Raw genomic sequence first — 23,101 nt, 5'->3', positions numbered from 1 at the left:
CCTTAAAATTTGATTTTTAAGGACCATCATAATGAAGACAATGCCCCTTCTCATCGCGCTGCTTGCAACTGCCGCGGCGTGCAGTAACGCAGGTGGCCAAGCGGCCGCTCAAAACAAGGAAAGCGCAGCGCAAACATCCGCTCTTGCGGGTTTGGGCGGCGCGCCTAAAGGCCCCATTTACACCAAGGAGGCGGGCGAAACTTTGGCACTTTCGGGCTATGATGCGGTCAGCTATTTTAACGCATCGGCCCCTATGCAAGGTAAGGCAGACTATACCGTTCGGTATCAAGGTTATGATTATCGTTTTGCCAATGCAGACAATGCCAAGACCTTTGAAGCAGACCCCGCAAAATATGCGCCCCAATATGGCGGCTATTGCGCCTGGGCAATCGGTGCCAACGATGCCCTCGCCCCCGGCGATCCCAATGTTTACAAGATTGTGGATGGTAAGCTTTACCTGAATTTCAATAAAGCCGTGGCGCAAAAATGGGCAGTGGATATTCCCGGTTTCATTTCCAAGGGCGATATCAACTATGCGGGCCATGACGCCGACGAGCATTATACCAATTGATAAGGCAACCCTTCAATCGGCCGTCAAGCCGTTGCGATAAGAAATTCGGGACCCCCCGAATGCTGTCGGTCAAAAAACCTTCAGCTACACCGATGACCAGTAATTAGTTTGATAGAAGAGAGGAATGATTATGACACATAAAGGTAAATGGGCCGCTTTATTGGCTGTTACCGGCGGTTTGGTCGCTGCTTCGGCTTCACCAGCCGCTTTTGCAAGTTGCCGTGCCGCTGGCGGCTGCACGAGCTACGGCTGTTCGGCCTGCAGTGCGGCGAAGTCGAAGAAAAAAAGCAAAAAAGCGAAAAAGGCAAAAAGCTGTTCCGCTAGCGCCTGTGCTGCGGCATCCGGTGGCGCTTCGGCTTGCGCCGCTTCAGCTTGCGCTGCATCGGCTTGCGCGGCCTCTGGATGCGCTGCTTCTGCTTGCGGCGCTTCTGCTTGCGCACCCTCGTGCAAGCCGCATGGCTGTTCGCCCAAGGCCTAACAGCCTTCGACTTGGTAGTTGATAGCTGCCTATATGGAGAAATTACGGGGCGGCCAACAGGCGGCCCCGTTTTTTTTGAAAATCAGTTAACCAATTTTCAACCGGCATTCAGCTACTTAAGATTATAAATCAAGCTGGAGTGTTAACATGTTTTTGCGATTATTATATATCAGCACCGCTGACAAAAATAGCAAAGACTCCGATCAGATACGGGCGTTAACTGCGGCAGCAGCAGAGCGGAACAAGCAAAATGGCCTCACCGGATTGCTGATTTTCGACGGATATCGGTTCATGCAATATCTCGAAGGTGAAGAGACACGGGTGCGCGAAACATTTCAGCGTATCAAGGCGGACAAACGGCATTTTGCTGTGGTCACGCTGAGCGAGAAATTTGGCGAGGAGCGGCAGTTTGAGCAGTGGGATATGGCGCTGCGCTTCACCAATGATATTGCCGAAGTAAGCGCTCAAATGCACAAGGTTATGGAACAAACGCGCTGTATCGATATTATGACTGCCGCAGATTTGCAGGGTTTTGTCGAACGGCGTGTCGCTTAGGCATAACTTCAATTTACAAAAGAAAAGGGCGGCCAATTGACCGCCCTGCTCCTCCCATATGGCCGTTGGCCGTAACCGTTTAATTTCGCTCTTTATCGACCAGCTTATTCGCGCCAATCCACGGCATCATTTCGCGCAATTTCTTTCCGGTTTCTTCGATCGGATGACGCTCAGCCGCTTTGCGTGAAGCTTTTAATTCTGGCTGCCCCGCACGGTTATCGAGCACGAAATCTTTTACGAACCGGCCGGATTGAATATCCGCCAATACGCGCTTCATCTCTGCCTTTGTTTCCTCGGTAATGATCCGCGGGCCAGTTTTGATATCGCCATATTCAGCCGTATTGGAAATTGAATAGCGCATATTGGCAATGCCGCCTTCATACAGAAGGTCAACGATCAGCTTTGTCTCATGCAGACATTCAAAATAGGCCATCTCTGGTGCATATCCCGCTTCGGTCAGCGTTTCAAAACCAGCCTGAATCAAATGCGTGATACCGCCGCATAGTACCGCTTGCTCACCGAACAAGTCCGTTTCGCATTCTTCGCGGAACGTGGTTTCGATGATCCCGCTACGCCCGCCGCCCATGGCCGAAGCATAAGAAAGCGCCAGCGCCTTGGCATAGCCATTGCCCGCTTCGCCGTCCTTTTCCTGCGCCACGGCAACAAGGCAAGGTACGCCGCCGCCTTTTTGATATTCGCTGCGCACAGTGTGGCCGGGGCCTTTTGGCGCAATCATAATCACATCAATGTCGCTGCGCGCTTCGATTAGGCCGAAGTGGATATTCAGGCCATGCGCGAATGCGAGCGCGGCGCCGGCCTGCATATTATCGTGATAATCGGCGGCATAGATGGCGGCCTGATGCTCATCGGGTGCAAGGATCATAACGACATCGGCCCAAGCGGCGGCTTCGGCATTGCTGAGCACCTTAAATCCGGCAGCCTCAGCTTTTTTCGCCGTGGCCGAACCCTGACGCAGCGCGATAGCAACATTGGCGACCCCGCTGTCGCGCAGATTTTGGGCATGGGCATGACCTTGACTGCCATAGCCGACGATGACGACCTTCTTGTCCTTAATCAGGGCCTGATCGCAATCTTTGTCATAATAAACTTGCATGATATTCGCTTTCTTTAATTCGTGGGTAACGGAAAATAGGGTGTGTTTAGCTCAGCGCACTGCCGCGCATCAGGCCAGCGACGCCGGTCCGGGCGACTTCGACCAGACCAACTTCGCGCATTAATGATACAAATGTATCTATTTTTTCGGGGCTGCCGGTGATCTCAAAAATGAAGCTGCCGGTCGTGGCGTCGATTACCCGGGCACGGTAAATATCGGCAAGACGCATGGCTTCGATCCTGTGGTCGCCTTTACCGGCTACTTTTACCAGCGCCAATTCGCGTTCCACATGGGGGCCGGCCTCAGTCAGGTCGGTTACCTTATGCACGGGCACCAGCCGCTCGCATTGCGCTATAATCTGATCAATCACCGGCGGCGGGCCATTGGTGACAATGGTAATGCGGCTGACCCCATGGTCCTCCGAAATATCGGCAACGGTCAGGCTGTCGATATTATACCCGCGCGAGGTGAACATCCCCGCGATCCGCGCCAGCGTACCCGCTTCATTATCGACCATAAGCGTCAGGACATGACGTTCGGACTGTTCTTGTTTAATATGCATTATACCAGCGCTTTCGCTTCATCATCCATCGTGCCCGAAACTTCGTCGCTATGCAGGATCATTTCGGTATGCGCCGCGCCCGATGGGATCATCGGGAAACAATTGGCGTCCTTGGTCACGCGGCAATCGAACATGACCGGACCGTCATAGGCGATCATTTCGGCAATCGCGTCGTCGAGCTTGGCCGGGTCGTTGCAACGGATTCCCTTCCACCCATAGCTTTCAGCCAGCTTTACAAAGTCTGGCAAGCTGTCGGAATAGCTACTGGAATAACGGCCTTCATAGGTCAGCTCCTGCCATTGGCGGACCATGCCCATCCATTCATTATTGAGGATGAATATCTTGATGGGCAGACGATATTGCGTCGCGGTACCCATTTCCTGAATATTCATCTGGATCGATGCCTCGCCCGCAATGTCGATCACCAGAGCGTCCGGATTGCCCATCTGCGCGCCGATGGCAGCGGGCATACCATAGCCCATCGTACCTAATCCGCCGCTGGTCAGCCATTTATTCGGGTCATCAAAATGGAAATGCTGCGCTGCCCACATTTGATGCTGTCCCACCTCTGTGGTGATTATGGGGTTTCGATCCTTGGTCAGTTGATACAGCCGCTCGATCGCATATTGCGGCATAATTTCCGCTTCACTCGACGGATAGTTCAGGCATTCAACCCCCCGCCAGTCGGAAATGCGCAACCACCATTCGGACAGGTCCTGCGCCTGATATTTGCGGCCTTTCCACACATTAATCATCTGCTTCAAGGCGGTGCCGACATCGGCCACCACGGGTAAGTCAACATGAACGGTTTTGTTGATCGAGCTGCGATCAATATCGACATGAATTTTGATGCTATCGGGCGAGAAGGCATCAAGACGGCCCGTCACGCGGTCATCAAAACGCGCGCCGAGGCAAACCATCACATCGCATTGGTTCATCGCCATATTGGCTTCATAGGTGCCATGCATCCCCAGCATACCGAGCCAAGCCGAACCGGTGGCTGGATAAGCGCCGAGCCCCATCAGAGTGGAAGTCACCGGCGCACCCGTCAATTCGGCAAGTTCGCGCAGCAACGCGCTCGCCTCTGGTCCGCTGTTGATGATGCCGCCGCCGGTATATAATATCGGGGCCTTTGCATTGGCGATCAGCTCGACAGCCTGATTGATAACCGCGAAATCGGCTTCTCCGGCTGGCACATAGCGGGGTGATGCGGTGCTTTTGAGGCGCGATGCGTCCGCCGTTGCAACCTGCACATTTTTGGGAATATCGATCACCACTGGCCCTGGACGTCCAGTTGTGGCGATGGCAAACGCCTCCCGCACCACATTGGCAAGCTGCGCCGGATCCTTCACCAGATAATTATGCTTGGAACAATGGCGCGTAATTCCAACGGTATCAGCTTCCTGAAACGCGTCGCTACCGATCAGGTTGGTTGCAACCTGTCCAGTCAGCACGATCAACGGAATGGAATCAAGAAACGCATCGGCAATACCCGTAACCGCGTTCGTCGCCCCGGGTCCCGAGGTAACTAGAACAACACCCGGTTTACCGGTCGAGCGAGCATAGCCCTCGGCCGCATGCGCCGCGCCCGCTTCATGACGAACAAGGACATGCTTAATCTTCGAATGCTGAAATATTGCATCATAAATAGGCAGCACTGCGCCGCCGGGGTAGCCGAAAATTGTGTCCACACCCTGTTCGAGCAGGGTTTCGATCAAAATGTCTGCGCCGGATTTTTCCGTCACGGTGAATTTCCGTTTCTATATCTTTACTTCAAAAGCGCCAGAATTAACGATTTTGCTAATTTTCATACCCTTGCTGCACCCGCGAAGGATATGCAAGAGGCGCCCTGCTAGAGGTTATAAAATACTATGTCAACCCTCTTTATTGAAATATAGTTTCAATTTCATCCACATTTGAATCATTTATTTCTTCTTCCAATCGCATCCAGTGACCCGGGCTTTGATTGCGAAACCAGGTATATTGCCGTTTCGCATATTGCCGTGTTGCCGCCTGCCCGCGCGCCACGGCTTCTTCGGCTGTAATCTCCCCGTTCAGCATCGCCGCGATTTCGGGAACCCCGATGGCACGCATGACCGGCGCGTCATGCGGCAGCTTCATGGCCAGCAACCGCTGTACCTCTGCTATCGCTCCGCCCTCGATCATCTGCACAAAGCGCCGGTCGCACCGATCATGCAGCCATGGCCGAGGCGGGAGAAGGAGCAGCGCGCGAAGGTCAATGTCGTCACCAATGCCGCCGGATTTTTGCGCCCGCCACTCGGCAAGCGACAGGCCGCTGCTGCGTTTTACCTCCAACGCTCTCTTGATCCGGCTGTCGTCATTGGCGTGCAGCGACGCCGCCATTTGCGCATCCTCGCTGCGCAGCGCGTGATATGCCGCGTCTGTATCCAAGGCGCGCACCTGCGTCCGAATGGTTGGATCAATGTCGGGCACTGGCGCAATTCCGTCTAGCAAGGTGCGCAGATATAACCCCGTTCCGCCAACCAATATTGGCAATCGCCCTGCGGCATGAGCATCGGCGATTTCACCCTTCGCTGCACCTGCCCAATCAGCGGCTGAACAAGCGGTCCGCCCATCAAGATAGCCGAACAGCTTATGCGGGGCGCTGGCCATTTCCTCCGCACTTGGCTGCGCGCTCAATATCGGCAGCGCATCGTAAACTTGCGCGCTATCCGCGTTAATGATGGTGCATTTTTGCCGCTTCGCCATGTGCAAAGCCAATGCGGTCTTGCCGCTGGCCGTCGGACCGGCAATAAGCGCGACCACCGGTTTTTGTTCAGGATTCGAAATGCCCATAGCCACTTTGATAGCAGCAGATATTTTTGACCGCGACATGATTTCCGCCGCCGTGGAAAGCTTGCAGAATGCCGGATGCGATAATGCCCAAGTGCAGTGGCTCGAAAATGGAAAAGCCGCAGACATCCTATTTACGGGAGATATCCTAGCCGCCCGAAATGCTCTCGCAAGATTTGAGGGCTCAGCTGATATCATTGTTCAATCCGAACATAATCGGCGCAAAATGTTGCTGATATCCGATATGGACAGCACAATGATCACCGTCGAATGTATCGACGAGTTGGCTGATTATGCCGGGATCAAGCCGCAAATCGCCGATATCACGGAGCGGGCCATGCAGGGGGAATTGGATTTTGCTCAGGCGCTTACCGCGCGGGTCGCCTTGCTCGCAGGGCTAGATGAGGCGACGATTGGAACCTGCCTTGCCGAACGAGTGCGGCCTATGCCGGGGGCAGAGATATTGGTCAAAACCATGGCCGGCTGGGGCGCGCATACCGTCCTAGTATCGGGGGGATTTACGCATTTTGCTAGGCCCGTAGCGGCGCAAATTGGATTTGCCGAATATGAAGCGAATATCTTGGCCATGAATGACGGCCAACTAAGCGGCCGGTTGGAAGGCGAAATCGTCGATGCCGCGGCAAAGCGGGCCTTACTAAACAAACGCGCTGCGGACAGATCCATTGCCGGGGAGCTTATCCTTTCGGTGGGCGATGGCGCCAATGATATTCCCATGCTGCAAGCCGCGATTGAAGGGGGCGGTGTCGGCGCCTCCTATCATGCCAAACCGAAGGCAGAGGCGGCGGCCAACTTTGCCGTTCGGCACAATGATTTAACGGCACTGCTCTATGCGCAAGGGATCAAAAAGGCTGATTGGTGGCAGGGGGCATAACGCCCTATCGCAGCCGGCTTCTCACATATTACCGATTTTCAAAAAGCGTTCATAGCGCTGCTGCTTAAGCTGCGGCGGAGACAGTGCGGATAGCGCGTCCAATTCTTCGCTAATGGCATGGCCCAATGCCGCGCAGGCCAGCCGATGGTCGCGGTGCGCACCGCCCACGGGTTCGGGCACGATCCGATCGATAACCCCTAGCGATTTCAAATCCTGCGCCGTCATCTTCATCGCATGAGCCGCATCAGCCGCCTTGTCGTTGGTCCGCCATAATATCGATGCGCAACCTTCTGGTGAAATCACCGAGTAAACGGCATTTTCAAACATCAAAACGCGTTCCGCTGCTGCCAGGGCTACCGCGCCGCCCGATCCGCCTTCGCCAACAATACAGGCAACCATCGGCACGCCTAGATTGAGGCATTTTTCGGTGGAGCGGGCAATCGCTTCTGCCTGCCCGCGCTCCTCCGCCTGAACCCCTGGAAAAGCGCCGGATGTGTCGACCAAAGTAACGACGGGCAGTCCAAAACGGTCGGCCAGCTCCATCAACCGAATGGCCTTACGATAGCCCTCGGGCTTGCCCATACCAAAATTATGTCGCAACCTGCTTTCGGTATCATCGCCCTTTTCATGGCCGATCAGGACCATTTTTTGGTCGCCGATCGTGGCAAGTCCGCCCAATATCGCCTGATCATCGCCAAAGGCCCTATCACCGGACAGCAGCGTAAAATCATCGAAAATATGCTCGACAAAATGCTTAAAATGCGGGCGCTCGGGATGCCGGGCCACTTGCGTTTTTTGCCAAGGGCTCAGCTTTGCATAGGTGTCGGTAAGCAGCTTGTCCGCTTTGGCGCGCAACTTTGCAATCTCTGCCTCAACATTCACCGCGCTTTCATCGGCGGCTTCTTCCAATTCCAGGATACGCGCTTCTAAAGCGGCGACCGGTTTTTCAAATTCCAGATATGTGGTCATGCAGGCCAGTTAGAGGTTGCGGCGGCCTTGGTCAATCTGGCCTTTTACGGCGGGCCAGATTTATCTGCGCCAGCGGGTGCCGCTTATTCACCAATTCGACCAAACGGCTGGAATCAACATGCGTATAAATTTGTGTGGTTGAAATATCCGCATGGCCAAGCATCGCCTGTAAAGCTCGCAAATTTGCGCCGCCCGCAAGCAAATGTGTGGCGAATGCGTGGCGCAGGACATGCGGGCTGACCTTTGCCGGATCAAGCCCAGCCGCCGCCGCCAGATCGCGGACAATCTGAAACAAGCGAATGCGGCTGATATGGCCGGTGCGGGACGGGAATAGGTAACGCGATTTGGCAGACACAAAGGGCAACCAACTCGCCACGGCCGCGCGGGCGCGATCCGATATGGGAACCAGCCGGTCCTTATTCCCCTTTCCTGTCAAGATGATATAGGGTTTATCACCGACTATCGACGCCCGGGGCAAAGCCACCAACTCACTCGCCCTTAGCCCCGATCCATATAACAGTTCGATCAGCGCGCTCAGCCTATAATCATTTGGATGCACCTTGGCATGGGACAGGCGTTCGGCAATCACGCGGAACAGCTCATCGACCTGCTCGTGACTTAATATTTTCGGCAGAGCTTGTTTTCGCGTCGGTTTGGGCAGGGCCGCTGCGGGATTGTCTTGCCGCAACCCTTCCTCCTCCAAAAATCCGTAGAAACGGCGCAGGACCGAGCTTTTGCGGGCCACTGAACTATTGGCGAGCGCGGCCCATTGTCCGGGCAATAACGCCAGGTCGTCCCGACCCGCGTCTGCCAGCCGGCCCTGCAAAATTTCAGACGCGCCCCATAAATCGGTGCGATAGGCAAGCAACGTGTTTGAAGCGACGCCGCGTTCTGCGGCCAACATTTCCAAAAACCGGTCGATTAGGGCAGCGTCGCTGTTTAAGCCGGTTGCCCTTGAGTCGCTGTCGGCGCCAAGGGTCACCCCAAAGTCACGGCTTCGGCGGCAATCATTCGCGCTTCGGCGTCCAAGCCGACTTGTTTCAACGCGCGTATGATGTGGAATAAGTCTACCGGCGCAACCTTTTGCCAGCTGCTGCCTTGCAGTGCGAGCGCAGAGAGCAGCACCACAGTGCCAGACTGGCCCCGCTGAGCCGCCAAATCTATGGCACGGCTCCACTTACTGGCCCGGGTCAGGTCCAGCTCTATATCCTCGGCAAATTCCGTCTGTGCAGCGGAATCAACTCGGCCCAAACCAGCCAGTGAAGCGAGCAGGAATTTTGATTTCAAAACATTGGCGCTTTGGTCATTGTCATAAAAATCATCAAGCTGTCCGTAAGAGACTTGCCCGTCCATACCCGGAGCGCCAACCGCCAATATTCCCCAGCCCAGAGACCCGCTGTCCAATTGGCCTGCCCATGTTGCCGCATTGGTGTCGAGCCCGGCGGTCATCATCGACGCCACCAGCCGGTCACCATTGGCGCCATAATCCTGTGATGGAGCGATTAACGCCGCGGCCCGCGCGGTTAGGACGAACATCGAATAGAGACTGCGCTGCTCGTTCGCGCCGTCCCATAAAGCGGCCATGGCAGTTACCTTGCCGCTATCGCTATTGCCAATATATGCAGCGGCAAGCTGATCCGCCAACGCCTTATTGGCTTCGTTGGCATCGGGGTCATCCGCCGCAATAGCGTATATGCCGGTAAAAGCGCGGTTCGAAATTGCACCGAGCGATGCCGCCGTGGGCGCAGCGTTCATCCGGTTATTTATGTCAATCATCGGCAGACGCGCCCGCCAACCGTCGACATGACGTCCCGATGACGCCAGCAATGGCTTGGGCGGTTCAACGCCGGTCGCATAAGACAAGCCAAATCGCCACGCGTTAAAGTCCTTTACCTTGTCCCATTCAATTTTGACCGATCGGCGGCCGTTTGTGCCTGCTCCGACCGCTTTTTCCGCCAGCAGATAATCCACGCCCGAAGCCCATCTGCCTCCTCTGGCTTGGTTCAATTGCGCAGTTGCAGTGCCTTGCTCCCCGGCCAAAGATGCGCAAATAGGTCGCGCCATTTTCCAGCTCGCATCCTTTACTTTTTTATACGCGTTCGGGGCCAGCGGGCACATCGCACCCAAATCAGCGGTGGCGAGGAAGACTTGCATCGAAACTTCATATAAACGCTCGCTATAATTGCCTGCATCCACCTGCTGCACCAATTGGCGAGCGGCAACCGCATCCCCCATCCGCAGCAGCAACCAAGCGCGTTCGGCGGCCCAATCAGCGCCATTTAACCCGTCGGGCGTGTTGATCCGGCTAACCAGCATCCGGCGGGTCATAATCGTCGCCCAGCGCGATACCAGCGGGCCTTTGGTCAGCTTTGCCGCGCGGTTCAAAAATGCCCCATCAGCATCGCCAAATGCATTCACCGCAAAACCGCCATTGGCAGCCGAAATCACGCCTATTTGTTTCAGTGACCTCTCGCCGGCAGGGGGCACATCAAAAACAATCCGGTCTTCTTCTTCCTCGTCGCCTTCTTCCTCATCCTCATCGGAGCTCGATGCTGCGGCTTTGGGCGCCGAGCCTACACTGCTGCCCGATTGTGACGGACGGCTCGGCTGGGTTGAAGAAGATGGCTGCGGGCCGCTGCTCGGCGGCGGCGGCGGCGGCGCAGGCGGCGGGTCGCCAAATCCAGGCGGCAACAATGATTCCGGCGCATCTTGTCCGACCACGGGAATGGCAATGATGACGGCCGCCGCGCTGGCCATTATCAATTTTGTTTTAGTAGAAATGCGTTTCAAAAATCTATCCTGTATCTGCGTTTTGTACCGGGATTATTGCCCCACTGCATCGCCCGGTATCGCAATCGGCTGCTCCACCATTTTCTGGTCGCGCTCACCGCCTAACCATGCCAGCGTAAATATTGCCGCTATAATGACGATCAACAAGCCTATAAGCAATATCCAACCGGCCATTGGCCTTTTTCTGCGGTTTCTCATCTACGAATCTCTAAATTAGGTAAAATACTTTCCGCAACCGCCTAGCCGATATATAGGCACCATCGCAATCAGTTCTAAGCAAAAGGCAATCATGGCGGTAAACCACCCGAACAATCCGAATATCGGCAACCGCTCAATCATATTGGTCGGCATGATGGGTGTTGGCAAATCCAGCATTGGCCGCCGGCTTGCCGACAGGCTGCATTTGCCGTTTGTTGACGCAGATGATGAAATTGAAGCAGCGGCGGATATGAAAATTTCCGAAATATTTGAAAAATTTGGCGAAGATTATTTTCGTGACGGTGAACGGCGTGTCATCGCGCGGCTATTGGAGGGTGAGCCGAAAGTCATAGCGACCGGCGGCGGGGCGTTTATCAATGAAGAGACACGCGAAGTGATTAGGGACAAGGCGCTGTCTATCTGGCTTGATGCGGATATTGATATATTGGTCCAGCGCGTATCACGGAGAAACCACCGGCCGCTGCTTCGCGGGAAAGATCCGCGCAAGGTTTTGAAAGAGCTTGGTGAGGCACGCAATCCCATTTACGCGCAGGCCGAATTACACGTCCGCAGTGACAGTTCCCCCCATGCCAGAACCGTCGAATTGATTATGAAAGAATTGACGAAATGAACGCGCCTTCCTCCCCTGCTCCATCCGCCAATATCGTAACGGTCGACTTGGGTGATAGGGCCTATGACATTCACGTTGCCTCAGGATTGCTGCAACAGGCCGCGCAATATCTCGCGCCCTATGCCCGCGCGGGGCGGTTATTGATTATAACCGACGATCAAGTCAGCCAGCATGTTTTGCTCGCCGTCGCCAACAGTTTGAACGGCGCTGGGCTGTCGCACGAAGTTTTTATATTGCCGCATGGCGAAGGCGCAAAAAGCTGGGCACAGTTGGAACGGATGACCGACTGGTTACTCGAACATCATGTCGAGCGCGCCGATCATATAATAGCTTTGGGCGGCGGGGTGGTCGGCGATATTACCGGCTTTGCGGCGCACATCGTAAAACGGGGATGTCATTTCGTGCAAATCCCCACCAGCCTGCTCGCCCAAGTGGACAGCAGCGTCGGCGGGAAAACAGCGATTAACAGCGGCGCTGGCAAAAATTTGGTTGGCGCTTTTCATCAGCCCTCTTTGGTTTTGATTGATCCCGATGTTTTGCGCAGCCTGCCGCCAAGGCAGCTTGCAGCTGGGTTTGCGGAAGTCGTGAAATATGGCCTGATCGATGACGCCGAATTTTTTGACTATTGCGAACGAAATTGCGCCGCCTTTTTTGCCGGTGACAAGGATACGCAAACACAGACCATTATTCACAGCGTCCGGTCCAAAGCGCGCATTGTCGCCGCCGATGAAAAGGAATTGAGCGGCACAAGGGCATTGCTCAATTTGGGCCACACATTCGGCCATGCGCTGGAGGCTGAGACTGGATTTTCCGACAAGCTGCTCCATGGCGAGGCGGTGGCAGTAGGGATGGCGCTGGCTTTTCGCTATTCAGCGCGGATCGGTCTGTGCAGCATGGCGGAGGCAGACCGTGTCGCAACACTGCTCCGCTCCGCCAAGCTGCCGACCAATTTGCAGGAAGCAGGCGCGGTCGCAAGCGGGCAGACATTGACCGCGCATATGCTGCATGACAAGAAAATGAGCGGCGGTACGCTGCCTTTTCTTTTGGCGCGGGCTATTGGCCAGACTTTCCTGTCACATGATGTTGAATTGAATGACGTCGCGGCATTTTTGGATCAAGAGGCCGGGCTACTGGGTTAAGAATTATTGCCGGTGTGCCGTTGGTTTGAAATCATCCGATTCTTCGCCGCCAAAACTATGCTGCATACCGGCGCGAAGGTTGCCGCTTTCCCGTTGCATCGACAATCGGCGCGCATCCCGGACACGAAATTCGGCGACGACTTCGGCGATATGATCCTGACTCTCGCCCAATGTCGCCAAGCCATTTTCGGCCATATCAACGGCGGATTCAAACAATTCGCGAAATACCATCACATTATCGCTGGGCATAATCCGCAGCGCTTGACCGCGGTCAAATGCTCTCACGAAAATCTTTGCATTGGGAAATGTCTCTGTCACCGGGGTCAGCGTTTCCGATGTCAATTCGCGGTCGTCGATACAGAAAAAAATCGCGCAGGCTTCGTCTGCCCCTGCCCGGCGCAACAGGTCGATCCGGGTCCCGTCGCCATAAAATACCTTACGGCCAAATTCGCCGCTTAGGTCGATTTGAGCGGGCTTAACATCGATCAGCGTCACACTGCGCCCTGCACCCTGCATAATTTGCGACACACTCTGCCCAAACCGGCCATGGCCAACGATAATGACCGAGGCATTATCCGCCATTTCAGGGTCGTCGAGAGCGACATTGCTTTTATTTCGGTCTTTGGCGAGGCGGCTGGCCAAGATCATCAAGAACGGCGTTGTCGCCATAGACAGCGTGACTACCGCGCCAAATAGGCTGGATGCCGACTGCTCAATCAACATCGCCTGCTGCGCCGCAGCAAACAGGACAAAGCCAAACTCGCCCCCTTGGCTCAGCAGCAATGCCATGATCAGCGCTGCCGAACTGGTCAGCCCGAAAAAGCGGCCTAGGCCGAAAATGATGATGATTTTCACGATGACCAACGCAGCAGCCAAGCCGATGACCGTCAATGGCTGCGCTGCGATCACGTCGAGGTCGAGCATCATCCCCACCGCCAGAAAAAATAACCCCAGCAGGATTGACCTAAACGGATCAATATCGGCCTCCAGCTCGTGCCGGTAAGGCGATTCGGCCAGCATCACGCCCGCAACGAAAGCGCCCAATGCCGCGGATAGTCCTAGATATTCCATGAGCGCAGCGCTGGCGCAGACGGTAAATAGTCCAGCAACGATAAACAGTTCACGCTCCGAAACCTTGCCGATCAATTTCAGCAGCGGCGTAAGGATATAACGCCCCGCCAGGACCAGCGCAGCGATTGCCAAAATGGCATAAATAACGAGCACAAATCCACTCGCCTTACCGTCATCGGCTGGCACCCGGGACAGGGCGGCGACAACGGTCAGCAACGGAACGATCGAAAGGTCTTGAAACAGCAATATCGCAAAGCTTTTTTGCCCATAATCGGTTTTCAACCGCCCGCGCGATTGCAGCAAAGGTAATGTCTGTGCGGTCGATGACAGGCCTAGCGGCAATCCCAGCACGAGCGCGGCTTGCCACGTAAACGGCATGGCGCTGATAATGGCGAACATGGCAAAGCCGCACAGCAGCACTTGTAGCGGGCCCAGCAAGAAAATTTCCCGCCGCATGCGCCACAGCCGGCGCGGCGATAGCTCCAGCCCGACGAGGAATAGCAGCAGGACAATACCAATTTCGGCAAAGCCCAAGATCGTCGCAGCATCGCCCACGAGGGCAAATCCATGCGGCCCTATCACAATCCCGGCGATCAAATAGCCGAGAACCGCGCCCAACCCCAATCGGCGGAATAGCAAGACCGCAACCAACGCTGCGCCCAACAGAATGAAGCCGTTAAAAAGGACGTCGGTGATGATGTGATGGCTTGGCGCTTCGGTCATATAGCGGCCTGTTTTTCGGCTGTGCTGGCCGCATCGATGGCAGCGAGCACAGCATCGTAGGGCAACAAAATGGCGGCATGGCGAGCCGGAAAATCACGGGCCACGCCAAATTCCTCCAAGCCGGGCCAGGCATCCGGAGCATCTGCGCCGTCCTTCAGATATGCCGCGAGTGCCGACCGAACCGCAGCGATATTGTCGCGGCTCTGCCCCGGTGCTTCTTGCTGCACAATCGCGGCTGATGCTTGCCCCAAGGCGCAGGCTTTTGCCCGAAATGCGATTGCGATAATTTTCCCAGCGCTATCTATCGTCACATCGGCTTCAATCTTGCTACCGCATGTCGCGGACCGGCGCTCGGCACTGCCGTTGGGAGCGGTAATCCGGTCGTCGAGCCGCAGCATGGATGCGAGCCGTAATATATTCCGGTTATATAATCCGCTCGCGCTCATTGTCCGGCAGGCGCGTTGGCGTCGCTTTCGGCATCTGCGCCTTCTCGCCGTTCCTTGATAAAGGCTGACATGGCTTCACCGCTGGCATTGAGCAACGGATATGTGCGCGATTGCGTCATCCAATCGGGCCGCTCGGCTGCGCCGCCAAATATGGTTTCATATCCCATGACCAGCAAAAGAAAGATCAACGTTGCGCCAATCAACCCTTTTAACATGCCAAAGCCAAAGCCAAGCACCCGGTCCACCGGCCCTAGGACCGATTGCCGGGTTTTCGATCCGATCGATTTGGCAATCACCTTGCCCAAGGCGTAGGTGGTCACAACAATCGCCAAAAATGCGAGAACAGCAGCGCCAGCCTCGGTCCCCACAGGGTCGGTTAACCAGCCGGTGACTGGGCCGTGCAGCAACCTGATCGCGGCGATTATCATTACCCACGCAATCAGCGACAGGGCCTCTTGCACAAATCCGCGCATGAAACCAAAAACGGCACCTGCGCCGAGCAGGAATAGAACAATAATATCAAGAGCAGTCATGCTCCGCTTGCTAACCGCGAGCGAGCATATGGTCAACGAGATTGGCAAGGGTGCGAAATTCGCGCACAGAAATATCTTTATTGCCCTTTACCGATGGCGGCACATAGGCGCTGGTGAAGCCCAATTTTGCTGCCTCTTTTAACCGCAAATTGCCATGAGCAACAGGCCGAATTTCGCCGGATAAGGCAACCTCGCCGAGCAGAACCGAATCCGATGGCAATGGTTTTTCCGCAAGCGCCGAAACCAGCGCCGCCGCAACCGCAAGGTCCGCCGCAGGATCCGAGATTTTGTATCCGCCCGCTATATTCAAATATACCTCAGCCGTTGAAAAGCTGAGGCCGCAGCGTGATTCGAGCACTGCCAATATCATGGCCAACCGCCCGCTGTCCCATCCGACCACCGCACGGCGCGGCGTCGCCCCGCTGGACAGACGGACGGTCAAAGCCTGTATCTCTATCAATACAGGCCTTGTCCCCTCCAGCGCCGGGAAAACCGTTGCGCCCGTTACCTGTTCGGCCCGGTCAGTTAGGAATAAAGCGCTAGGATTGCCAACCTCGGTCAGGCCTTCCTCTGCCATAGCAAAAACGCCGATTTCATCCGTGCCGCCAAAGCGGTTTTTATTGGCCCGCAATATCCGATATTGATGGCTACGCTCGCCTTCAAAAGCCAGGACCGTATCAACCATATGTTCCAGCACACGCGGACCTGCGATGCTGCCATCTTTGGTAACGTGCCCGACAAGCATCAGTGCGGAACCGCGATCCTTGGCAAAACGGATCAGCTCCTGCGACGAAGCCCGCACTTGGCTGACCGTTCCGGGTGCGCCCTCAATCAAGTCGCTATGCATTGTTTGAATCGAATCGATAATCAACAAAGCGGGCGGCTCCCCCTGCCCCAATGTCGTCAATATATCGCGGACCGATGTGGCCGCCGCCAGTTGCACCGGTGCATCGCCAAGCCCCAATCGCCGGGCGCGCAAACGAACCTGATCAACTGCTTCCTCCCCCGAAATATAAGCAACCGATAGACCCCGCCGCGCGAGATTTGCGGCTGTTTGCAGCAACAATGTCGATTTACCAATACCCGGGTCTCCGCCCAGTAAAGTTGCCGAACCGGGCACTAGCCCCCCGCCCAATGCCCGGTCAAATTCCGCAATGCCGGTCGATGCCCGTTCAGGCAATTTGATGTCGCTGTTCAACCCGGACAACACAACATCACGCCCGCCGCTGCGCAAATGGTGCTTCATTTCAAAAACGGTGGCTCCCGCCTCTTCCACAAGGGAGTTCCATTCGCCGCAATCGGCACATTGCCCCTGCCACCTTGTCGCCTCCGACCCGCAGGCCTGGCACACATATCTCCGTTTTGCTTTTGCCATATCCCCATTATCTATATCAGAACAAAAAAAGAACGCAACATGGCTATTCATCTGCCGTAAATGTATTGATTGGCAGAATCAACTCATGGAGATCAATCGCAGAACCTTCAGCGCCATGGCCGTCCTGCTGGCGACCATCCCCGGATGCTCCGCGCAATCGCAGCCAGCAAACCCAGCGCCCCGGTTGCAAAGCGGTGCAGCCAAACTCATCTCGGCTGCCCGCGCGCAAATTGGCGTTACTCTGACCTATGACCCTGCTTATACTGGCCTGTCCTTTCCCGGCGGCGATGTGCCCCGGGAAAAGGGGGTTTGCACCGATGTCGTTATCCGCGCTTATCGGGACGCATTGGGCGTCGACCTGCAGAAATTGGTGCATGAGGATATGAAATCAAATTTCGGTCTCTACCCCAAAATATGGGGCCTGAAGAGGACCGACCGGAATATCGACCATCGCCGCGTCCCCAATTTGCGTGTCTTCCTGGAACGGCAGGGGGCAAAGCTGCCGATTAGCCAAAGTCCCGATGATTGGAAACCGGGGGATATGTTTACCAGCATGATAGGCGGCCGCTTGCCGCACATCGGTATTGTGTCCGACCGGCGAGCGAATAATGGCAATCCGCTGGTCATCCATAATATTGGCCGAGGCACACAGGAAGAAGATATACTCTTCGATCATCAACTGAACGGCCATTTCCGTTGGAAGCTTGCCTAAGCCTCGCTTCGGCTTATAGCTGTTGGCATGCGTGAAAAAGAACTCCGGCTTGCCCTGATCTGTTACGGCGGGGTCAGTCTTGCCATCTATATGCATGGCATCACGCGGGAAATCTGGCATCTGGTTCGGGCCAGCCGCGCCTTTCACGACGACATCGATGACAAAGCCGGGGGTAGCGAAGATATATACCGCGAATTGCTGCGCGCTATTGAGGCCAGCAGCAATACGAAAATGCGGGTGTTTAGCGACATTATCGCCGGATCAAGCGCGGGCGGCATTAATGGTGTTTTCCTGTCACAGGCCATTGTAACGGGACAGTCACTGGAACCGCTGACCGACCTATGGTTGAAAACGGCGGATGTTGAAACATTGATCGACCCCGATGCTCGGCCATTATCCCGCTTTTCCAAATTTTGGGCTATTCCAATTGCATGGGCGATATTGCGGCGCAAAGGCGGCGCGGTGGAACGTACGGTGGCTTTGGAAGCGCGCGAAGAGGTCGCGTCCAAATTGTCCCGTTTTGTCCGGGCACGCTGGTTCAAACCGCCCTTTGGCGGACTGGGTTTTTCGCAGCTTTTGTTCAATGCCTTTGATGCCATGGAAAAAGCGGAAAAAGGCGCAATATTGCTTCCGAAAAACCAACCTTTGGATCTATTCGTTACCGTGACCGATTTTGCCGGTCATGACGAGACGCTGCGATTGAACAGCCCGCCCCAGGTTCAGGAAACCGAACATAGGATAACCATCAGCTTTTCGACCCGAAACAACAAGGGATCATTTTTGGCTGAAACACCGAACCTGGTATTTGCCGCGCGCGCAACGGCCAGCTTCCCCGGAGCATTTCCGCCTTTTTCCGCGCGTGAGATTGACAAGCTGATCACCGCTCGCAAAACTACTTGGCCCGGCCGCGACGCATTTCTAAAACGCATTTTGCCGCAACAATATGCCGCAGGAACGGCCGCTGATACGATGTTGATCGACGGTTCGGTATTGGCCAATGCTCCGTTTAACCAAGCCATTGACGCCTTACGAAACCGGCCTGCAAGGCGGGAGGTTGACCGGCGTTTTGTTTATATTGATCCAAAGCCCGGCAAGCCAAGCTTTCGTAAGGCCCGCAAACCCGGCGAGCCGCCCAATATCAAACCGCCGGGATGGCTGGCCACGATATTTGGGGCAACGTCCAATATCCCGCGCGAACAACCCATTCGCGATAGCCTCGACAAATTACAGGGACGGTCAGAACGCATTGAACGGATGCAGGCGGTCATCAGCAGCCTGCATATTGAAATTGAACGAACAGTCGATGATATGCTGGGCCGCACATGGTTTCTGTCCAAACCCAGTCCTGCACGCATCGAAAAATGGCGAGCGACTGCAAATAAGAAAGCTGCCGCTGCCGCTGGCTACAGCTATCCGGCCTATGGTCATTTGAAGCTGGTGGGCGTGGTCGACGATATGATCGCATCGGCCAAACGCGCTTGTAATGAAAGCAGCAATGCCCATTTTCGCGATTTGAAAGAAGCCATTTGGCGGGAATTGCGGATGCGAGGGCTCGATTCTATCGCGGGTGCCAAAGGCATTGGTGCAACGGAACAATCCATTTTGTTTTTCCGCGAACATGATGTGCGTTTTCGTATCCGCAGGCTGCGCTTTTTGGCGCGCCGGTTGGCCGACGATGTCGAACAAAATGACGCGCTTGGCGTGGCCGACCGGTATAACGGCATCGCTGCTATGCATGACTGTTTGTATGAATGTTTGTCGCTGTATATCGAACGCGAAACGGCGGCCTATATGGGGGAAGATTTAACCGCAGCCGTTCAAAATGGGATTGAGGCTCCCGGTGCTTTCATCGATATGCTGGCGGCGAAACGGAATTTGATAATGACCGACCGGCTGGTCGATGAAAAACTATTCACCGCTTTATGCAATATGGAGTCGGAACCGTCGCGGATCATGCTGCTTGGCTATCTCGGTTATCCCCTTTATGATATTGCAACGCTACCTTTGTTGCAGGGGGAAGGACTGGATGAATTTGACCCGGTGAAGGTTGACCGGATATCGCCCGAAGATGCTTTAACGATCCGTAAGGGCGGGGCCGAAGCGACTTTGAAAGGCATTGAGCTGAATAATTTTGGCGCGTTTTTCAGCCGCACCTACCGGGAAAATGATTATCTATGGGGACGGTTGCACGGGGCCGACCGACTGATTGACATTTTACTGTCATCGCTGCCCAGAAATTCTGGTTTCGCGCCTGAGGACATATTGACGTTTAAGAAACGGGCGTTTCACGCAATATTGGACCGCGAAGCGCCGCGCTTAACCAAAATCGCACCGCTCATCCAAAAACTGCGGACGGAAATTGATCAGATCAGACCCTAACTCCAACGCCGCCTATTCAATGCCGAGGCTCTCTAACTTGGCGTCCAGATCAATATCGCAGGCGGACAGCACGTCATTACCCTTTTCAAACAATAATGGGTTATCCGGTCCAGCGCCAATTTCTTTTAGCTTTTGATCCCGCTGCATCAGCAATTGGGAAATTTCGTCGCGATAAAGGGCGACCATGGCCGTTACAAACCGGTTGACGATGCTGTCTTCCTCGGTCTCATCCACATTATACCGGTCCAAATGCGCGATCATGGTTTCTGCTGGGAATAAATATTCCTCGGTAACCCACCGATTGGTTGTAAACCATTGGCGCGGAATGCCATTATGGTCGATTGCCAAAGCAGCGACATGAGTGGTTTGAACAGGATCCGTATCGCCTTTTTTCTGGGGTGAGATGATCGGAGTGACACCATCATCCAGCTGGCTCAGATGCAGGAACAAATGGAAATGGCCATGTTCTTCCGGATCGCGGTCGCCGGGGGCATGGACATGATAATACCAGCGCGATTTTGTGTGTTTATCGCGGGCATCTGCCTTGGGATAATGTTCCCACCAATGAACTTCATCATCGGGCAATACGCGTTTCATCAGGGGGCGGCCATCTTTTACCATCGCCATAATTGTTTCGATGACAATATGCGCTGCATCCACCTGATTCATCACTCACGATCCTTTGTTTCAATAGATTGGAAGTAACCCTATTCGCAGAAACGAACAAGGGCTTGGATCGCGAAATCCAAGCCCTTGACCAAGCTAAAAAGCAGCTTTTAAGAAATAATCTTCCGCTTGCTAGGACGCGTGTAGATTATTCCAATGCTGCAATCGCTATATTATTGTGCTGGCGCTTCAGCAGGTGCAGCAGCGGCGTCAGCAGCAGGTGCACAAGCAGCAGCGGCGTCAGCAGCAGGTGCAGTAGCAGCGGCATCAGCAGCAGGCGCACAAGCAGCAGCAGCGTCAGCAGCAGGTGCACAAGCAGCGGCGTCAGCGGCAGGTGCGCAAGCAGCAGTTTCTTCTGCAGGAGCAGCTTCTTCGCCACCACCACAAGCACTGGTTGCCATTGCAAGACCGCCTGCAACTGCAAGCATCGAAGCAAATTTCATTTTCTTCACAGGTTTTCCTCTCAAAATATCAAAACCACATGGGGTATTCAATTTCGCCGCACCCCCATAACACGGCGATTGGTGAACCGACAAACATGCGTCAGTTGGCACACGCCTAAATTATCCGTGGCCATTTCGCAATGATTATCGAAATAAACTTGTAGAATCCCGCAAAACCACATCATTGCGTTTCATCAATCCATTGATAAGCATATATTTATGCCAAGAACCAAAGGTTATCACAATGACCTGATTTTGACCAGAAACCTTGTCTAAAGCCCCATTTATTAAGGCCAAATGTGCTTGATTTATGGCAAGCCACCCTCCTGGCCCCAAATCTTTTTCAAAATAGCTTTGATAAGGTGCCTGGGCCTTTGCGACAATCGAGTCATATTCGCGGGAATGGATGAATATGGGATCATCACTGCGCCCTGCCACTGCCGCGCCATACGCTTTTTGCGCCGCCTGATGCTCTCCCCATTCTGCTTTCCGGCCTTCATCTTTTGATATATTTATGAGGGCCTTGTCCCGGCTATCTGCGATTTCTTGAGTCCAAGCGGCGGCGGGCACCAGCTGTATACCAACTTCTTCAGCCAGAGGGAAAATGGCATCGGTATATTCAGGAAATGCACGCACCCTGCTCTCGGTGACCCGTCCCGTTGACCGAAATTCCTGCCACGCTTTCGGAAATCGATCCGGCGGAATTTCGGTCAATATCTGGTCAGGATTGGCGCGGCGAATCGCCTTTTCTAATATTTTCAGACTATATTTTTCACTGGTTCGGTGGCCGCCGTGAATGGTGCCGATGATATAAACCTGGGTTTTGCCAGCCGTGCCGGAATCGCCGCCCTGCGGCTGCGTCTTTGCCCCGCATGCTGGCAGCATCAGCGCCGATAAAAACGCCAATGCCACATGTATAGAAAAACGGCGACTAACGGTCATGGGCCAAAGATAAAAGAGGCCGCCAAATGCTATTTGCCGCCCAGCGACGTATATACGGTTTCAACAAAACCATCCGGCTTGATAAAACCGTCGGTAGCAACGCCATATCCGGCAGCAGGTTTCATCGCCTTAATTTCATCGAGCGATTTTCCATCGGCCATCGCCGTTTCCACCTTGCCAATAATCTCCGACACCATTGTGCGGTATGCCTGCAAATCTGCCTTTGTGGCTACCGGTCCATGCCCTGGAATAATTTTGGTATCGTCATTGGCCAGCGCCAAGGCTTTATCCGCCGCCGCAACGACACCGCGCACGTCACCGCCACTTGATAAATCAACAAAAGGAAAAGTCACTTTATTAAAAAATGTGTCGCCCATATGGATCACATTTGATTTGGTCCAATGGATCAGCGTATCCCCATCGGTATGCGCCGGTGCAAGGCCAATGGCGCGCACCTCTTCTCCATTCAGGTGTAATTTCAACCCTTCGGCATAAGTGACCACGGGCAAAGCAGCCTTTGGGCTGGGCGGCGTGATGTTATCACCTCGGCGCTGCTCACTGACCATGCGGATGCGGACATTATCATGCGCCATGATGACCGCGCCTGCATTGCCAAGATTTTCATTCCCGCCGGTATGGTCGCCATGCCAATGGGTGTTAATCAGAAACTTGACCGGCGATGCACCAAGATTTGCGACCGCGGCCTGTATCTTTGCTGTCAGCGGCGCGAATTGGTCATCGATCAATATCGTCCCATCTTCGCCATGCGAAACACCGATATTGCCCCCTGCGCCAAATAGAACGGAAACAGATGGAGTCAGCTGCTGTGTCTTAATCTCTACCTTGGCAAATCGGTCTTCTTGCGCATGGACCGTGCCCAAAGCGGCCGAACCAAGCGCAATTGCCATGCCGATTTTGGATAGAGCGATGCTTTTATTGGTAAAGTTCATATTCTGTCCTTCCCGTAAATTTGCAAGGCACACGATTGCGTGCGCCATCTATATTTATGCAGCACGTATACATATTCGCCGTCTTGATTAAATTTGTTACGGGCTATGACCGTTTAATACAAGCGGCGGCGCCGATATATTCATAAAC

The 23,101-nt window shown here is 54.5% G+C and carries 24 protein-coding genes; 7 read left to right on the top strand and 17 right to left on the bottom strand.

From position 1 onward, the window contains the following. The first annotated feature begins 31 nt into the window (after positions 1–31). Entirely contained in the window at positions 32–571 is a 540-nt protein-coding gene (locus ACFOWX_RS04780) for a YHS domain-containing (seleno)protein (protein ID WP_381421838.1), read from the top strand. 243 nt (positions 572–814) lie between these two features. On the opposite strand, the gene ACFOWX_RS04775 is transcribed toward ACFOWX_RS04780, so the two are convergent. After that, entirely contained in the window at positions 815–1,042 is a 228-nt protein-coding gene (locus ACFOWX_RS04775; protein ID WP_381421836.1) for a hypothetical protein, read from the bottom strand. Positions 1,043–1,196: 154 nt separating this feature from the next. On the opposite strand from ACFOWX_RS04775, the gene ACFOWX_RS04770 reads away from it, so the two are divergent. Then, entirely contained in the window at positions 1,197–1,604 is a 408-nt protein-coding gene (locus ACFOWX_RS04770) for a BLUF domain-containing protein (RefSeq protein ID WP_381421834.1), read from the top strand. Between the two features lie 79 nt (positions 1,605–1,683). Here the strand turns inward: ACFOWX_RS04770 and ilvC are convergent, their stop codons facing one another. The 4 genes from ilvC to miaA form a co-directional block, all read right to left on the bottom strand. After that, positions 1,684–2,718 (bottom strand): ketol-acid reductoisomerase, encoded by a 1,035-nt coding sequence (gene ilvC, locus ACFOWX_RS04765; RefSeq protein ID WP_381421833.1) that lies wholly within the window; start codon positions 2,716–2,718, stop codon positions 1,684–1,686. Positions 2,719–2,764: 46 nt separating this feature from the next. Then, complete coding sequence (ilvN, locus tag ACFOWX_RS04760) at positions 2,765–3,280, bottom strand: acetolactate synthase small subunit (protein WP_381421831.1); 516 nt, start codon at positions 3,278–3,280, stop codon at positions 2,765–2,767. Then, positions 3,280–5,025 (bottom strand): acetolactate synthase 3 large subunit, encoded by a 1,746-nt coding sequence (locus tag ACFOWX_RS04755; RefSeq protein WP_381421829.1) that lies wholly within the window; start codon positions 5,023–5,025, stop codon positions 3,280–3,282. The genes ilvN and ACFOWX_RS04755 overlap by 1 nt, the downstream gene beginning before the upstream one ends. Before the next feature lie 139 nt (positions 5,026–5,164). Then, positions 5,165–6,097, bottom strand: a complete 933-nt coding sequence (miaA, locus tag ACFOWX_RS04750) for a tRNA (adenosine(37)-N6)-dimethylallyltransferase MiaA (protein WP_381421827.1) — start codon at positions 6,095–6,097, stop codon at positions 5,165–5,167. Between miaA and serB the strand changes: the two genes are divergently transcribed. Further along, positions 6,090–6,986 (top strand): phosphoserine phosphatase SerB, encoded by an 897-nt coding sequence (serB, locus tag ACFOWX_RS04745; RefSeq protein ID WP_381421825.1) that lies wholly within the window; start codon positions 6,090–6,092, stop codon positions 6,984–6,986. The two genes, miaA and serB, sit on opposite strands and share 8 nt — an antisense overlap. 21 nt (positions 6,987–7,007) lie before the next feature. Here the strand turns inward: serB and ACFOWX_RS04740 are convergent, their stop codons facing one another. The 4 genes from ACFOWX_RS04740 to ACFOWX_RS04725 are packed head-to-tail and all read right to left on the bottom strand — an operon-like array spanning position 7,008 to position 10,943. Continuing rightward, a complete protein-coding gene (locus ACFOWX_RS04740) occupies positions 7,008–7,955 on the bottom strand; it encodes an acetyl-CoA carboxylase carboxyltransferase subunit alpha (protein WP_381421823.1) in 948 nt (315 codons plus the stop codon). A gap of 31 nt (positions 7,956–7,986) precedes the next feature. Then, positions 7,987–8,937 (bottom strand): tyrosine recombinase, encoded by a 951-nt coding sequence (locus ACFOWX_RS04735; protein ID WP_381421821.1) that lies wholly within the window; start codon positions 8,935–8,937, stop codon positions 7,987–7,989. After that, a complete protein-coding gene (locus ACFOWX_RS04730; RefSeq protein WP_381421819.1) occupies positions 8,934–10,745 on the bottom strand; it encodes a hypothetical protein in 1,812 nt (603 codons plus the stop codon). The genes ACFOWX_RS04735 and ACFOWX_RS04730 overlap by 4 nt, the downstream gene beginning before the upstream one ends. Positions 10,746–10,778: 33 nt before the next feature. Continuing rightward, entirely contained in the window at positions 10,779–10,943 is a 165-nt protein-coding gene (locus ACFOWX_RS04725) for a hypothetical protein (protein WP_381421818.1), read from the bottom strand. A 67-nt stretch (positions 10,944–11,010) separates the two neighbouring features. Between ACFOWX_RS04725 and ACFOWX_RS04720 the strand changes: the two genes are divergently transcribed. Further along, the gene (locus tag ACFOWX_RS04720; protein WP_381424914.1) at positions 11,011–11,574 is read left to right on the top strand and encodes a shikimate kinase; all 564 of its coding nucleotides are present in this window, start codon (positions 11,011–11,013) and stop codon (positions 11,572–11,574) included. Continuing rightward, positions 11,571–12,713: a 3-dehydroquinate synthase gene (gene aroB, locus ACFOWX_RS04715; protein WP_381421816.1), complete on the top strand. Its 1,143-nt coding sequence runs from the start codon at positions 11,571–11,573 to the stop codon at positions 12,711–12,713. Before ACFOWX_RS04720 ends, aroB begins: the two co-directional genes overlap by 4 nt. A 3-nt stretch (positions 12,714–12,716) precedes the next feature. Here the strand turns inward: aroB and ACFOWX_RS04710 are convergent, their stop codons facing one another. From ACFOWX_RS04710 to radA, 4 genes are read right to left on the bottom strand one after another with little or no spacing between them, the layout of a single operon-like run. Further along, positions 12,717–14,507, bottom strand: coding sequence for a monovalent cation:proton antiporter-2 (CPA2) family protein (locus tag ACFOWX_RS04710; RefSeq protein WP_381421814.1), 1,791 nt, complete (start codon positions 14,505–14,507; stop codon positions 12,717–12,719). Continuing rightward, complete coding sequence (locus tag ACFOWX_RS04705; RefSeq protein WP_381421812.1) at positions 14,504–14,905, bottom strand: iron-sulfur cluster assembly scaffold protein; 402 nt, start codon at positions 14,903–14,905, stop codon at positions 14,504–14,506. The genes ACFOWX_RS04710 and ACFOWX_RS04705 overlap by 4 nt, the downstream gene beginning before the upstream one ends. 44 nt (positions 14,906–14,949) lie before the next feature. Continuing rightward, positions 14,950–15,486 (bottom strand): CvpA family protein, encoded by a 537-nt coding sequence (locus ACFOWX_RS04700; protein WP_381421811.1) that lies wholly within the window; start codon positions 15,484–15,486, stop codon positions 14,950–14,952. A 10-nt stretch (positions 15,487–15,496) separates the two neighbouring features. Beyond that, positions 15,497–16,861 carry a DNA repair protein RadA gene (gene radA, locus ACFOWX_RS04695; RefSeq protein WP_381421809.1) on the bottom strand — a complete coding sequence of 455 codons (1,365 nt, stop codon included), beginning with the start codon at positions 16,859–16,861 and terminating at the stop codon, positions 15,497–15,499. 85 nt (positions 16,862–16,946) lie between these two features. Between radA and ACFOWX_RS04690 the strand changes: the two genes are divergently transcribed. Together ACFOWX_RS04690 and ACFOWX_RS04685 are read left to right on the top strand one after the other, a co-directional pair. Continuing rightward, a complete protein-coding gene (locus tag ACFOWX_RS04690; RefSeq protein ID WP_381421807.1) occupies positions 16,947–17,573 on the top strand; it encodes a DUF1287 domain-containing protein in 627 nt (208 codons plus the stop codon). A gap of 27 nt (positions 17,574–17,600) precedes the next feature. Continuing rightward, positions 17,601–19,952, top strand: a complete 2,352-nt coding sequence (locus tag ACFOWX_RS04685; protein WP_381421805.1) for a patatin-like protein — start codon at positions 17,601–17,603, stop codon at positions 19,950–19,952. 12 nt (positions 19,953–19,964) lie between these two features. On the opposite strand, the gene ACFOWX_RS04680 is transcribed toward ACFOWX_RS04685, so the two are convergent. The 4 genes from ACFOWX_RS04680 to ACFOWX_RS04665 form a co-directional block, all read right to left on the bottom strand. After that, the gene (locus tag ACFOWX_RS04680; protein WP_381424912.1) at positions 19,965–20,621 is read right to left on the bottom strand and encodes a DUF6969 family protein; all 657 of its coding nucleotides are present in this window, start codon (positions 20,619–20,621) and stop codon (positions 19,965–19,967) included. Positions 20,622–20,766: 145 nt separating this feature from the next. Beyond that, on the bottom strand, positions 20,767–21,042 hold the full coding sequence (locus ACFOWX_RS04675) for a hypothetical protein (RefSeq protein ID WP_381421804.1): 276 nt from the start codon (positions 21,040–21,042) through the stop codon (positions 20,767–20,769). A 163-nt stretch (positions 21,043–21,205) separates the two neighbouring features. Beyond that, positions 21,206–21,775 carry a hypothetical protein gene (locus ACFOWX_RS04670; RefSeq protein ID WP_381421802.1) on the bottom strand — a complete coding sequence of 190 codons (570 nt, stop codon included), beginning with the start codon at positions 21,773–21,775 and terminating at the stop codon, positions 21,206–21,208. Positions 21,776–22,032: 257 nt separating this feature from the next. Next, positions 22,033–22,953 carry an MBL fold metallo-hydrolase gene (locus ACFOWX_RS04665; protein ID WP_381421801.1) on the bottom strand — a complete coding sequence of 307 codons (921 nt, stop codon included), beginning with the start codon at positions 22,951–22,953 and terminating at the stop codon, positions 22,033–22,035. Positions 22,954–23,101: the final 148 nt, after the last annotated feature.

The organism is Sphingorhabdus arenilitoris, assembly GCF_042651485.1.
Classification (GTDB): Bacteria; Pseudomonadota; Alphaproteobacteria; order Sphingomonadales; family Sphingomonadaceae; genus Sphingorhabdus_B; species Sphingorhabdus_B arenilitoris.
This window is presented reverse-complemented; position numbering and strand designations above follow the sequence as displayed.

Excerpts from the sequence above, each read along its gene's own strand:
- ACFOWX_RS04780 (WP_381421838.1), top strand. The coding sequence starts at position 32 with ATGAAGACAATGCCCCTTCTCATCGCGCTGCTTGCAACTGCCGCGGCG.
- ACFOWX_RS04770 (WP_381421834.1), top strand. The coding sequence starts at position 1,197 with ATGTTTTTGCGATTATTATATATCAGCACCGCTGACAAAAATAGCAAA.
- ilvC (WP_381421833.1), bottom strand. The coding sequence starts at position 2,718 with ATGCAAGTTTATTATGACAAAGATTGCGATCAGGCCCTGATTAAGGAC.
- ilvN (WP_381421831.1), bottom strand. The coding sequence starts at position 3,280 with ATGCATATTAAACAAGAACAGTCCGAACGTCATGTCCTGACGCTTATG.
- serB (WP_381421825.1), top strand. The coding sequence starts at position 6,090 with ATGCCCATAGCCACTTTGATAGCAGCAGATATTTTTGACCGCGACATG.
- miaA (WP_381421827.1), bottom strand. The coding sequence starts at position 6,097 with ATGGGCATTTCGAATCCTGAACAAAAACCGGTGGTCGCGCTTATTGCC.
- ACFOWX_RS04740 (WP_381421823.1), bottom strand. The coding sequence starts at position 7,955 with ATGACCACATATCTGGAATTTGAAAAACCGGTCGCCGCTTTAGAAGCG.
- ACFOWX_RS04725 (WP_381421818.1), bottom strand. The coding sequence starts at position 10,943 with ATGAGAAACCGCAGAAAAAGGCCAATGGCCGGTTGGATATTGCTTATA.
- aroB (WP_381421816.1), top strand. The coding sequence starts at position 11,571 with ATGAACGCGCCTTCCTCCCCTGCTCCATCCGCCAATATCGTAACGGTC.
- ACFOWX_RS04710 (WP_381421814.1), bottom strand. The coding sequence starts at position 14,507 with ATGACCGAAGCGCCAAGCCATCACATCATCACCGACGTCCTTTTTAAC.
- ACFOWX_RS04705 (WP_381421812.1), bottom strand. The coding sequence starts at position 14,905 with ATGCTGCGGCTCGACGACCGGATTACCGCTCCCAACGGCAGTGCCGAG.
- ACFOWX_RS04700 (WP_381421811.1), bottom strand. The coding sequence starts at position 15,486 with ATGACTGCTCTTGATATTATTGTTCTATTCCTGCTCGGCGCAGGTGCC.
- radA (WP_381421809.1), bottom strand. The coding sequence starts at position 16,861 with ATGGCAAAAGCAAAACGGAGATATGTGTGCCAGGCCTGCGGGTCGGAG.
- ACFOWX_RS04690 (WP_381421807.1), top strand. The coding sequence starts at position 16,947 with ATGGAGATCAATCGCAGAACCTTCAGCGCCATGGCCGTCCTGCTGGCG.
- ACFOWX_RS04685 (WP_381421805.1), top strand. The coding sequence starts at position 17,601 with ATGCGTGAAAAAGAACTCCGGCTTGCCCTGATCTGTTACGGCGGGGTC.
- ACFOWX_RS04680 (WP_381424912.1), bottom strand. The coding sequence starts at position 20,621 with ATGAATCAGGTGGATGCAGCGCATATTGTCATCGAAACAATTATGGCG.
- ACFOWX_RS04665 (WP_381421801.1), bottom strand. The coding sequence starts at position 22,953 with ATGAACTTTACCAATAAAAGCATCGCTCTATCCAAAATCGGCATGGCA.